Source organism: Neptuniibacter sp. UBA6509, assembly GCA_002435145.1.
Taxonomy (GTDB): Bacteria; Pseudomonadota; Gammaproteobacteria; order Pseudomonadales; family Balneatricaceae; genus Neptuniibacter.
Window position 1 is genome coordinate 54,585 of the sequence record DJLT01000005.1, and the last position, 13,072, is coordinate 67,656.

Annotated in this window: 9 protein-coding genes and 4 tRNA genes; 11 read left to right on the top strand and 2 right to left on the bottom strand. The window is 44.4% G+C overall.

Features of this window, described 5'->3' with window-relative positions:
* Nucleotides 1-81: 81 nt before the first annotated feature.
* The 11 genes from B4K11_RS00860 (at nt 82) to B4K11_RS00910 (ending at nt 8,934) form a co-directional block, all read left to right on the top strand.
* Entirely contained in the window at nt 82-1,776 is a 1,695-nt protein-coding gene (locus B4K11_RS00860; protein ID WP_292956481.1) for a tetratricopeptide repeat protein, read from the top strand.
* A gap of 46 nt (nt 1,777-1,822) precedes the next feature.
* Nucleotides 1,823-2,410, top strand: coding sequence for a lipoprotein insertase outer membrane protein LolB (lolB, locus tag B4K11_RS00865; RefSeq protein WP_292956478.1), 588 nt, complete (start codon nt 1,823-1,825; stop codon nt 2,408-2,410).
* A 112-nt stretch (nt 2,411-2,522) separates the two neighbouring features.
* Nucleotides 2,523-2,597, top strand: a tRNA-Gln gene (locus B4K11_RS00870).
* 65 nt (nt 2,598-2,662) lie between these two features.
* Nucleotides 2,663-3,604: a ribose-phosphate pyrophosphokinase gene (locus B4K11_RS00875; protein ID WP_292956475.1), complete on the top strand. Its 942-nt coding sequence runs from the start codon at nt 2,663-2,665 to the stop codon at nt 3,602-3,604.
* Nucleotides 3,605-3,735: 131 nt separating this feature from the next.
* On the top strand, nt 3,736-4,323 hold the full coding sequence (locus tag B4K11_RS00880) for a 50S ribosomal protein L25/general stress protein Ctc (RefSeq protein WP_292956472.1): 588 nt from the start codon (nt 3,736-3,738) through the stop codon (nt 4,321-4,323).
* A 20-nt stretch (nt 4,324-4,343) separates the two neighbouring features.
* Nucleotides 4,344-4,934: an aminoacyl-tRNA hydrolase gene (pth, locus tag B4K11_RS00885; RefSeq protein WP_292956469.1), complete on the top strand. Its 591-nt coding sequence runs from the start codon at nt 4,344-4,346 to the stop codon at nt 4,932-4,934.
* Between the two features lie 22 nt (nt 4,935-4,956).
* Nucleotides 4,957-6,048 (top strand): redox-regulated ATPase YchF, encoded by a 1,092-nt coding sequence (ychF, locus tag B4K11_RS00890; RefSeq protein ID WP_292956466.1) that lies wholly within the window; start codon nt 4,957-4,959, stop codon nt 6,046-6,048.
* Nucleotides 6,049-6,176: 128 nt separating this feature from the next.
* Nucleotides 6,177-6,253: transfer RNA gene (locus B4K11_RS00895), tRNA-Met, on the top strand.
* Between the two features lie 16 nt (nt 6,254-6,269).
* Nucleotides 6,270-6,344 (top strand) — tRNA-Gln (locus tag B4K11_RS00900).
* A gap of 203 nt (nt 6,345-6,547) precedes the next feature.
* Nucleotides 6,548-6,622 (top strand) — tRNA-Gln (locus tag B4K11_RS00905).
* A gap of 176 nt (nt 6,623-6,798) precedes the next feature.
* The gene (locus tag B4K11_RS00910) at nt 6,799-8,934 is read left to right on the top strand and encodes a sensor domain-containing phosphodiesterase (protein WP_292956463.1); all 2,136 of its coding nucleotides are present in this window, start codon (nt 6,799-6,801) and stop codon (nt 8,932-8,934) included.
* A gap of 53 nt (nt 8,935-8,987) precedes the next feature.
* On the opposite strand, the gene serB is transcribed toward B4K11_RS00910, so the two are convergent.
* Together serB and rnr are read right to left on the bottom strand one after the other, a co-directional pair.
* A complete protein-coding gene (gene serB, locus B4K11_RS00915; RefSeq protein WP_292956460.1) occupies nt 8,988-10,217 on the bottom strand; it encodes a phosphoserine phosphatase SerB in 1,230 nt (409 codons plus the stop codon).
* 78 nt (nt 10,218-10,295) lie between these two features.
* Nucleotides 10,296-12,956: a ribonuclease R gene (gene rnr, locus B4K11_RS00920; RefSeq protein ID WP_292956457.1), complete on the bottom strand. Its 2,661-nt coding sequence runs from the start codon at nt 12,954-12,956 to the stop codon at nt 10,296-10,298.
* Nucleotides 12,957-13,072 lie beyond the last annotated feature (116 nt).

Consider the following 13,072-nt stretch of genomic DNA (forward strand, 5'->3'; position numbering starts at 1 on the left):
TCAAGTAGCTGACAAGCCGTTATAGATTCAACTATAGTGACCAAACAACCTCAGGGATGACAGAGACATTAGTGCGTTTTTATGAATAGATCTCTTATATTTTTTATTATTACATTCACTCTTTTACAGGGCTGCCAAAGTACGTCTGTCAAAAAACAGACTATAGCCCCAGAACCCACTCCTTATGTTGCGGGGGAATTCAATCAGGAGTCCCTCTACGAATTAATGCTGGCTGAAATTGCGGGCCAACGGCGTTTATTTCCAGTCGCTCTGGAAAATTACTTATCCCAAACCGAAAAAACCCGTGACCCTAGCGTCGCCGAACGCACAACACGCATTGCTCAATACTTAAGAAACTCGGAAAAAATCATCCAATCGGCGAAACTGTGGCGTGATATAGCACCAGAAAATCCAGAACCTTATCAAATTGAAGCCAATATGCATCTGCATAAGGGCAACTATGCCGGTGCTCTGCCATTAATTAAAAAAGCACTTGAATATGATGCACTCAGAACCTTAGCCTTGATTCGCGGCCAAAGTGAAAAAATGGATGCTCAGGTCATTACTGGCTATGTATCTATGCTGGAAGAACATAAGAAGAGCAATGAGCCACGCGCAGACTTAGAGCTTACTTTGGCACTATTGCTTCGCGCCTCAAATCAAAAAGACAAAGCACTTATCGCCTTTAACCGAGCATTATCAATTGATCCGGAAAACCCTGAGGCGTTGATACAAAAGGCTGAACTTTTACGCGCAGATAAGGACCTTAACGGCGCATTATCCCTAATCCAAGCCGCCTATGAACAACAACCAAACAACCGCCAACTGCATATTCTATATACCCAGCTACTTTTCCAAACCAAGCAGCCGACGAAGGCGGCCCTGCATGCAGAAAAGCTCTTAGAAAAAAATGCTGCCGACCATCAGCTCACCTATTATTTAGCCCTATTGCTTCTTGAAAATGAGCAATTAGAAAGCGCGCAAAAAGCATTTAAACACCTGCTCATTCTTAGACCTGAAGACAGCGCCCCCCATTTTTATCTTGGACATATCTCACAATCGCTCGATAATCTGCAAGAGGCTATATCCCATTACACATCAGTAAAAAGTGGCGCGAATATAGTACAAGCACTATCTAGAGCCGTAAGTTTATTAAAAAACACGGAGAATAAAGAGCAAGTACAGAATATTCTTAAGGATGCACGCGCTATATCTCCCTCTCTAGCTTCTAAAATCTATACATTAGAAGCTGAGTGGTTAAACCTTCACGATTTCAGCGACGATGCCTTTACATTACTAGACGATGCCATAAACCTATTTCCAAATGACACGACCCTGCTTTATACCCGTGCGATGATGATTGAATCATTTGATTTCCCTCAGGCTGAGAAAGATTTGAGATTGATCCTCTCTCTAGAACCCAATAATCCGACGGTTCAAAACGCATTAGGCTACACACTGCTACTACACACACAACGTTTTGATGAAGCTCATCAATTGATTCAATCTGCATTAAACGCTGAGCCGGAAGACCCTGCCATCCTAGACTCTATGGGATGGGTACTTCACAAAATGGGGCGTTCAAATGAAGCACTGCCCTATTTAAAAAAAGCACACGCACTCTATTCTGATCCAGAAGTTTCTAGTCATCTTATTCAAGTTTACTGGGGCACAGGACAGAAGGAGAAAGCAAGTCAGCTGCTAGAGGCTAGCCGTAAGGAAAATCCTGAAAATCCTTATTTAGATGAAGCCACTCAAATAATTAATGCGAAGTAATACCCATCCATACACTTCGATATACGATTATAAATCGCAGGCCCTTATGTTTAAAAAGCTCCTAGTCATAATAACCTGTCTTACTTTGGCGGGTTGTAGCATATTCAAAACACAGCCTACATCTCCTGAAGCGCCTATTTCATGGGAGCAACATCAGGCTTTATTAAAAAACTATGCCAGTTGGGAATTAAGCGGAAAAGTGGGCATCCGTACATCTCAAGATAGCCAATCAGCTAATTTAAAGTGGCTACAAGCACAACAAAGCTATCAGATTGATATACACGGCCCCTGGGGACAAGGTGGCGCGTCAATTACAGGTCAACCCGGTAATGTGACCATTCAGACGGATGGTAAAGAGTTCAAAGGAGAAAATCCGGAACAGATATTACGTAATCAATTAGGCTGGGAGCTTCCGATCAGTGATATTTACTGGTGGATCAGAGGACTACCCTCCCCTAGAATGAATTTTAGCCAGACGCTAGAAAATAATCGCCTTAAAACACTCCATCAAGACGGATGGAATATCAATTACCTGCGTTACAACAGCCTAAGCCCTGTACTGCCCAGCAAACTCACCCTATCACGGCAGGATTTAAGAATTACTGTCGTTATAAATAGCTGGATTAAGCGCTAAAAAAACAACCTCTCAATTAAGTGCCTCATACGCCTTAGGTTTGACATTAAAATAGCAATCCTAGATAATCTGCGCCTCTTTCAAAGGGAGGCCGAACCTCCAGGAGAAATGTTGGGGTATCGCCAAGCGGTAAGGCACTGGTTTCTGATACCAGTATGCGGAGGTTCGAATCCTCCTACCCCAGCCAAAAAACCTATGAACGGTTCCCGATCTATAGATTCCGAACAAATTACAATCGAAAAGGTGCACGCTGTGTCCGAGATGATGGTCTTCACTGGCAATGCAAACCCGGAACTTGCGCGAAAAGTAGTTGATCGCCTTGATATCCCTATGGGTAAAGCAAATGTTGGTCGCTTTAGTGATGGCGAAGTAAGCGTTGAAATCCAAGAAAACGTTCGAGGAAAAGACGTTTTCATCATTCAATCTACTTGCGCTCCAACTAACGACAATCTAATGGAATTGATTGTGTTAGCTGATGCTCTTCGCCGCGCTTCTGCTTCACGTATCACCGCGGTAGTGCCTTACTTCGGTTATGCACGCCAAGATCGCCGACCACGTTCAGCACGTGTTGCGATTACTGCGAAGGTTGTAGCAGACATGATGGACGCGATCGGTATTGACCGCGTATTAACAGTCGACCTACACGCCGATCAGATCCAGGGCTTCTTTAGTGTTCCTGTAGATAACGTATACGGTTCACCTGTACTTCTTGATGACATCGTTGATCAAGAGTATGAAGATATCTTAGTTGTTTCACCTGACGTAGGTGGTGTAGTGCGTGCGCGTGCTGTTGCCAAACAACTAGATTGTGATCTTGCTATCATCGACAAACGTCGTGAACGCGCAAATGAATCACAAGTAATGAATATTATTGGTGATGTTGAAGGTCGTACCTGCGTTCTTGTAGACGACATGTGCGATACAGCTGGTACATTATGCAAAGCTGCGAAAGCGCTTAAAGCTAATGGCGCTGCACGCGTTGTTGCTTATGCAACCCACGCAGTTCTATCCGGCCCAGCCGTCAGCAACATCACGAATTCAGATTTAGATGAATTTGTTGTAACCGACACAATTCCTCTTTCTGAAGCAGCTGCTGGCTGCAACAAAATTCGTCAGCTTACACTGGCTCCGCTTCTTGCTGAAGCTGTTCGCCGTGTATGTAATGAAGAATCTATCAGCGCGATGTTCCGTTAAAAGTTAACTTTTACAGAACATTGTGCCGATAAAGCGCTCGCCGTAACACGCGGGCATTTTGCTCTTAACAGGGCGCTATATTGTAAAACCTGGTCGCAAGGTTTTACGACTTATTTATTGAAGGTATTAAAATGTCTAACTTTGTAGTAAATGCAGTTGCACGTAACGACGAAGGGAAAGGTGCGAGCCGCCGCCTACGTCGCGAAAACCTTGTTCCAGCTATCATTTATGGTGGTGACAAGCGTAAAAAACCAACTGCTATCTCTGTAGCAAATAACGAGCTTGTTAAGCTTCTTGAAGACGACGCGTTCTACTCTTCTATCTTGACTGTAAACTTAGATGGAAAAGAAGAGCAGGTTATTCTTAAAGACCTACAGCGTCACCCAGCTAAGCCAGTAGTGCTTCACGCTGACTTCCAGCGCGTAACAAAATCCAACTTGATCAAAATCACTGTTCCAGTTGTATTTGCTAACTTTGAAAGTTCTCCTGCATCTAAAGCAGCTTGCAAATTTGCAGCAGAGAAGAACACTGTAGAAATCATGTGCACATCAGCTAACCTTCCAGAAAACTTGGTTGTTGACCTAGCTGCATGCGATTCAGATGGCGTTCTTCACTTGTCTGACATCACTCTGCCTGAAGGTGTTGAGATCGTATCTCTACGTCGTGGCGGTGATCACGATCAAGGTATCGGTTACGTTTACGCACCTCGCGGCAACTAAGTAATCGGTAGAGCATCAGTATGAAAGACAAGATCCAGCTTATTGTCGGCTTAGGTAATCCTGGCGATAAATATGCACAAACTCGTCATAATGCTGGTGCTGAGTTTGTCGAGCAGCTTGCTGCTCGGCATCTCTCCCCTCTTAAGCCAGAAAAGAAATACCACGGGCTTTATTCTAAAGCTCAGATCAATGGTTCTGTCGTCCACCTCTTAGTGCCGACCACATTTATGAACCTAAGCGGTCAATCTGTTGCCTCTTTAGCTAATTTTTTTAAAATACCAGCTGAGTCAATTTTAGTCGCACACGATGAACTTGATCTTCCTCCCGGTATCGCGCGTTTCAAGTTAGGCGGCGGACATGGCGGGCACAACGGCTTACGTGACATCATAAGTAAGCTTGGCAACAATAAGAATTTTTATCGCTTACGCCTTGGCATCGGCCACCCCGGCCACAGTAGCCAAGTTAGCGGTTTTGTTTTAAATAAAGCTCCAATAAAGGAACGTGACGCAACGCTTGCAGCAAGCGATGAAGCTGAACGCTATTTGGAGCTTGCCCTCACAGGTGACTGGGCGAAAGCTATGAACCAGTTACACAGTTTCTCAGCTAGCTAGTTTCAATAAACAGGAATCGATCATGGGTTTTAAATGCGGTATCGTTGGCCTGCCTAACGTAGGCAAATCCACACTTTTTAATGCGTTAACAAAAAACGGCATTGCCGCCGAAAACTTCCCATTTTGCACGATAGAGCCTAACGCGGGCACTGTCGCAATGCCTGATCCTCGCCTTGATAAATTAGCCGAGATTGTTAACCCAGAACGCGTTATTCCAACAACAATGGAATTTGTTGATATTGCGGGCTTAGTTGCTGGCGCATCCAAAGGTGAAGGTCTGGGCAATAAGTTTCTTGCCAACATCCGTGAAACTGATGCCATTGCGCATGTAGTACGTTGTTTCGAAGATGAAAACGTTATCCACGTTGCGAACCGCATCGACCCACTGGCTGATATCGAAATTATTAACCTTGAGCTAGCTTTAGCTGATCTAGATTCAGCAGAAAAACAGCTTCAGCGTCTTCAGAAAGCAGCTAAAGGCGGCGATAAAGAAGCAGTCGCCCAAAAAGCGATGCTAGAGCGCCTTATTCCTCACTTAGAAGAGGGCAAACCTGTACGTGGCCTGGAACTTAATGATGACGATATGGCTATCGTTAAAAACTTCCACATGCTGACAGTTAAACCAACCATGTACATTGCCAATGTAGATGAAGATGGTTTTGAAGATAACCCTCATCTAGATAAAGTACGTGAGCTAGCGGACTCAGAGAATGCCGGCGTTGTTGTGGTATGCAACAAACTAGAAGCTGAGATATCTGAACTAGACGATGATGAGCGTGACGAATTCTTAGCAGATCTTGGCATGGAAGAACCTGGCCTCGATCGTGTAATTCGTGAAGGTTACAATCTATTAGGTTTACAAACTTACCTAACCGCAGGTGTTCAAGAAGTACGTGCTTGGACTGTAAAAGTTGGTGCTACAGCACCTCAAGCAGCCGGCGTAATCCATACAGATTTCGAAAAAGGCTTTATTCGCGCCGAAGTTGTTAGCTACGATCACTTTATTGAGTTCAATGGTGAAAACGGCGCTAAAGACGCTGGAAAGTGGCGCTTAGAAGGTAAAGATTACATTGTACAAGATGGCGACGTGGTTCATTTCCGTTTCAACGTCTGAACAAAAAATAAGCAAAAAAAACCGGCATTTAGTGCCGGTTTTTTTTTATTCATTTTTTTATGATTTTTCTCACTTAAAGTGTTGACACAAAAACGTAAAAAGAGAATAATGCGCGCCTCTGAAGCGTTGGCAATATAGCTCAGTTGGTTAGAGCATCGCATTCATAATGCGAGGGTCGCAGGTTCGAGTCCCGCTATTGCCACCATTTCTTCAGACATTGCTGGGGTATAGCCAAGCGGTAAGGCAACGGGTTTTGATCTCGTCATGCGGAGGTTCGAATCCTCCTACCCCAGCCACTAATAAACATTAACTCTTCGAGTTAAGCAGTGGCAATATAGAGCTATACGCCTATCGTACCGCTATTACCACTGCGTTTATTATCTCCTGCTAACATTCGAGTTAGCACCTTCAAAAAGATGATCTTTCCAACTTAAAGCTTCTGCTCAGTTGGCACTAGGCCTAGCAACTAATTTAATGTTGTTATTTAGCCTAACACTGTTGGGGTATCGCCAAGCGGTAAGGCACTGGTTTCTGATACCAGTATGCGGAGGTTCGAATCCTCCTACCCCAGCCACTCAAGACTTTCATCGCCAATATTCAGCTTCTATACTAAAATCTGACACTGCTATATCGATTAGCGCGACATATCACGCTAAAACGGATAATATCGACTAATGCTCATATACACTCTAGAGCAGATCACCTTGACCGGTATTAAAAAGGAATATGGCCTCAGGAGTTCAGCCCCATATGTCACAAGTCATAGAAGTAGATGGTAATGCGCTATTAGAAAAATACGGCAGTGGTCAGCCACGCAAACAACGCCTGCGTAAAAACGTACAACTACTTTTTCTTGGACTCTCCGCCGAAGAAACAGCCCCCATCATTACCCTACTAAGAACCTCTCGCATCTCACCTCGTGGAAAGCAGGTTGCGACAGAACAGGAGTTCTTAGACGCCCTGAGCGAGCGCTCATGGGATTTAGTACTATGCACCATCGACAGAGGCAACTTTAGCTCCAAGCAAGCCATAAGCCATCTAAAACGCTTAGATAAAGACATTCCGGTCATACAGATCATCCCTAGCTCAGACAGCCACCTATTACTACAAGGACTAAAAAACCATATCCAGGCAGTGGTACCGCTGGATGAGAAAGAGCTTGTATTAATAAACATAAGACGCGAGCTTGATCATTTAGACCATCGCCGCCGCTTACGCGCAGCTGAAGCCGCTCTTGCAGATTTAGAGAAACGCTCCCAGCAATTAATGGAAAGTTCCAAAAACGCAATTATCTGCTGCGACAAAGGCCAACTCATTTATACAAATGATAGCTTCCTTGATCTCTTTGGACTCGATAGCAAAGAACAAGCTCTCAAAAAACCTCTTACCAGCTTTTTCACCCTTGAAGATAAAGAAGAGCTAACCGAACAACTTAGCTACCTACAAACTGAGCACCTAAGCGAACTCATATTACAACTTAATGCCCAACGCGGTGACCGCTCAGAATTTTCGGCTAATATCGAGTTATCGCCGATTGAAATGAATGGCAATTCCGTTGTGCGCATTTTATTCAGAATTGACGAACAACATTCACACCAGCTTCTCAGCGAAGATCTAGACTATATCTCGGGGCTTTTTAATAAAGCCCATCTACAGAAACAACTTGAACAAATAACTCAGCGAGCATTGCGCGGTGGCCACGACTGCTCATTGGTTTATATTGAGCTTGATCAACTTGAACAAATTAGAGCCAAACTTGGACATGAAGGCAGCGATCAGCTGATCAAAGAGATCTCTGTCGTTCTCCGCAAAACGGTGAACAAGGTCCATCTGCTAACTCATCCGGCTGAGAATGCTTTCGCCATTGTTTTCAAAGATCCCAACGTAGAGAAAGCACAAGCACTTGCAGAAAAGCTATGTAACAAAATTGCGAGCACCTGCGCGACGACGGCTGGGGTGGAAGTGCAATCTACCTGCTCTATAGGCATTACAATTATTAATGACAGCACACCGCCTCAAGATGAACTAATCAAACGAGCACAATCGGCTATACAGTCATTAAGAGAGGAAGAAAATGGCGGTAATGGTGTAAGACTTCACGTTCCAGAAGCTGCGATTTTAGAAGAGCATGAAGATGAATTTGAAGAGATACGTCAGCTTATTCAGAAAAAAGAGTTCAAACTCCTCTTCCAGCCAATTGTTAACCTAACAGCAGATGGAGCAGAACAGAATTACGAAGTCCTTCTTCGCTTACTTAAAGATGACCAGAGCGAACTCGTGCCTAATGAATTCATGAGCGCTATCGGCGATTCAGAAACCGCTATTAAAGTAGATCGCTGGGTAATTGAGCAAAGCCTTAAACAGCTCAAGAGAACACTTAATAACGACGCAAAGAACACTCTGTTCATTAACATTTCAGCTCATGCACTCAGTGATACCAAACTCCTTACGTGGCTATCAGGCGTTTTGAGAAAGAACAAGATCCCTGCCGATCAACTCGTTTTTCAGATTAGTGAGTCAGACATCGCTATATCACCAAGACAAGCACAAGCGTTCACTGAAAAGCTTCACCAGATCCATTGCAGAGTGTGTATTAAGCACTTTGGTAGCGCACCTAATTCCGATGAAGTCTTAGCGATGATTCGTTCTGATTACGTCAAGCTTGATGGTTCCTATATACAAGACCTTGGAAAAGACCCAGAACAGGATGAGCAGTTTTTCAATTTGGTCCAGCAGCTTGCCAGCTTAGACAAAACAACCATTGCCCCGCTTGTGGAGAATACAAAAGCGATGGCCTCATTGTGGAAGGCCGGAGTAGATTATGTTCAAGGTTTCTACCTACAGCCACCTCAGGAAAATATGGATTACGATTTCTTTGCCGAATAAATGGCAAGAAGCGCAAAAAAAGCTACTTTTAGTGAGTAGCCTTTTTCAACAAACTAAGAAGCTTTATCTATCAAGCTATCTCGATCCCGAAATCCAATTAAGTACAAAATCCCATCCAGCCCAAGTGTACTGATCGCTTGCTTTGCACTTTCTCTCACTAATGGCTTCGCTCGAAATGCGATACCTAAACCCGCAATAGAAAGCATAGGCAGATCATTAGCACCGTCTCCTACAGCAATCGTTTGCTCTAAACGAATACCTTCCTTTTCGGCAATCTCGCGCAACAGTTCAGCCTTACGCTCACCATTCACGACGACACCTTTTACTTCACCAGTCACTTTACCCGCATCATCAATATCAAGTTCATTAGCGTAAACATAATCAAAGCCTAACTGTTTCTGCAACTGTGCAGCAAAGTAATTGAACCCACCAGAGAGTATCGCCGTTTTGAAGCCAAGCGCTTTAAGGTTAGACACTAACTCTTCAGCGCCCTCAGTCATTGGCAGGCGTCGAGCCACATCATCCAGAACTGAGACATCAAGCCCTTTAAGCAACGCCATACGGCGCTTAAAGCTCTCATTGAAATCGATCTCACCCCGCATTGCAGCTTCAGTGATTTCAGAAACCTGATCACCAACACCCGCTTCTTTAGCAAGTTCGTCAATTACTTCCGCTTCGATAAGTGTCGAGTCCATATCAAACACCACCAGTCGACGATTTCTGCGATAGATATTGTCTTCTTGGAACGCTATATCCGCATCAAGATCACTGGCCGCCGCCAAAAACTCGGATCGTAATTTAGCCGTATCCGCCGGTGCACCACGCACTGAAAACTCTACGCAAGCCTTGGTTTGATCAGTCGTATCATTCAGACTTACTCGCCCGGACAAGCGATTTATATTATCGATATTCAAACTATGATTTGCAGCGATCTCTGTAACACGCGCAATATGACCTGAATTCAACTTGCGTGAAAGCAAGGTAATGATATGTCGTGACTTACCTTGACCCTCCACCCAACTTTCATAATTATCTTCTTCAACCGGCTGAAAGCGAATATTCATATTTAACTCATGAGCCTTAAATAGAATATCCCTCAAAAGAGGAGATGATTCTGCCTCTTTTGGCACTTCAATTAATATCCCCAACGACAAAGTGTCGTGAATAACCGCCTGACCAATATCTAAAATATTGATCTGATACTGGGCTAGAATATGAGTGATAGCAGATGTAACTCCAGGTTTATCTTCACCTGAAATATTGAGCAAAATAATCTCTTTCATTAAAAGCGGTTCCAATGGAATCTCGTATTGCCTTAATTATATCAAAGACCTTTATACTGGCCTATCCAATCCTTTTAACTAACGGCTAGGGCTCTTAACCTTCAATCCTTTTTGCTTTCCTTTTAACTTAGGCTTTCCTTTCCCTGTCGCTTTTCGCTTTTTAGCTTTTTTACTCTGCCCTTTACCGCCACCATTGAAAGCCATCAGCTCTTGCTCAGCGGGTGACAACGCACCTTTCTTTGCAGGTCTAACACGCTTAGCAGGCTGCGCCTTGCTTGTAGCCTTACCCGAAGACGGGCGCTCAGATGAAGATTCCTTTCGCTTACGGGATTTAGCTAACTCCGCTCGTTTAGAGCCTTTCCTTGGGTGTGACTTATCTTCACTACCTGCAGGACGATTTCCCCACTCATGGCGATGACCGGGTAATTTTGTCTTATCACTTGGGGCATCAAGCTTGCCTTCAGCCAGCAGTTCGCGTGTAGACTTTTTCTTAACTTTCTTCTGTTCTGCTAGCTCGAAATCTATTTTTCGCTCATCAAGATCAACGCGAACCACTTTAACCCTTAGACGATCACCCAGCTTAAACGTTTTACGTGTTCTCTCGCCCACTAGACGCTGCTTAGCTTGGTCAAATACATAATAATCACCCGGCAAGGCTGTTATATGTACTAAGCCCTCGACAAACAACTCATCCAGCTCAACAAAAACACCGAACCCTGTTACCGCGGCAATGACACCTTCATACTCATCGCCCACATGCTCCTGCATGTATTCACATTTGAGCCAAGCAACCACGTCACGTGTTGCATCATCAGAACGGCGTTCAGTCATAGAGCAATGCTCACCTAGCTCTAACAGCTGAGCCATAGAATACTCGCAAACAAAATCCTGATTGATTGCAAAATCATCCGGTCTTTTTATCGCTTTATCATCTTGTCCTGAATGTATTGCCGCACGGATAAGACGATGTACCAACAGATCAGGATAACGGCGAATGGGTGAAGTAAAATGCGTGTATGCAGGGTAAGCCAAACCAAAGTGCCCCTGGTTATCAGGGCTATAGACCGCTTGGCGCATTGATCTAAGCATCATTGTCTGAATAAGATGCCGATCAGGTCGATCTTCAATCCACTCAGCTAATTCTTGATAGTCTTTAGGTGCTGGCTTATCACCGCCACCAAGATTCAGACCTAATTCTCCTAAGTAGGCACGAAGGTTTTCTAGCTTCTGCTCTTTAGGCCCTTCATGAACACGATAAATAGCAGGAATTTTCAACTTACTCAGGAAGCGTGCAGTCGCCACGTTTGCACACAGCATGCACTCTTCGATCAATTTATGCGCATCATTACGATGTACAGGAATAATCTCTTCGATTTTACGCTCTTCACCAAACACCATACGTGTTTCAGTGGTTTCAAAATCTATCGCACCACGAATGTTACGTGCTTTACGCAACGCGAAATACAAGCCGTATAGATCTTCTAAATGCGGAACAACATGCCCGTACTGCGCTCTCAGCTGCTTAGACTCTCCCTCTTCCGAGCTCATCAGCATTTTGCCCACTTTCGTGTAGGTCAAACGCGCATGGGAACGAATCACCGCCTCATAAAACTTATAACCCGATAGATTGCCGCTATCGCTGATGGTCATTTCACACACCATCGCTAAACGATCTACCTCAGGGTTTAATGAACACAACCCATTAGAAAGTAACTCCGGCAACATCGGCACCACAAACTCAGGGAAGTAAGTTGAGTTTGCTCGCTGAAAGGCCTCTTTATCTAGCTCTGAATCAGGTCTGACATACCAAGAGACATCTGCAATTGCTACCCATAAACGCCAACCACCAGACGGTTTACGTTCAGCATAAACGGCATCATCAAAATCTTTCGCATCTTCACCATCAATTGTGACTAAAGGCAGATCACGCAGATCAACTCGATTGCCTTTAGCACTTTCTTCTACTTCTGCTGAAAGATCACCCACCTCTTGGCGAACCTGATCCGGCCATTCATGGGGAATTTCATAGTTATGAATTGCCACAGTAATTTCCATACCGGGCGCCATATGATCACCCAACACTTCAACAACTTTAGCTTGCGGTAGATCACGCTTACCTGGCTGGCTGATTAATTCTGCAACGACTAACTGCCCATCTTTATACGCTAATGGGTAGTCAGCATCCGGAACGATCATTATTTCTTGGGTGATGCGCTGATTTTCTGGACGCAGGTAACCAAAGCCCTCTTGACCGCTGAAACGGCCCACCAGTTTACGTGTATTACGCGCCACAACTTCAATAATCTTGCCTTCACGACGACCTTTAAAATCGACGTTAGTTTCCTGAACTAAAACCTGATCCCCATCGAAAACCTGACGCATCTGTCTTGGGCTTAATTTCAGGTCGTTGCCACCATCTTCAGGCTTAACAAAGCCAAAGCCATCTCGATGCCCAATCACTCGCCCTTTAATGAAAGACATTTTGTCCATCAACGCGAACTCTTTACGCCTATTGGTCATGAGCTGACCATCACGACACATCGCTTTAAGACGAAAGAAAACGGCATCACGACTTTCGCTGTCTAACACACCCATTCCGTCACACAGCTGCGCATGCCCAATCGGTGCGCCTTTCTCTTGCATAAACTGCAAAATAAAATCGCGACTTGGTACAGGGTTGCTGTATTTTTCCGCTTCTGCTGCGGCTTGAGGGTCGTTATTAGTCCAGTCGTTACTCATAGGGGTCTCAAAACAAGAAAATCAAAAACATCATCATTGCAGCATAACATGCCATATAAAAAGCAAAAGTGATGGCGACAATTAGTCGTAATAAAAAAGCCGGCTACTGCCGGCTT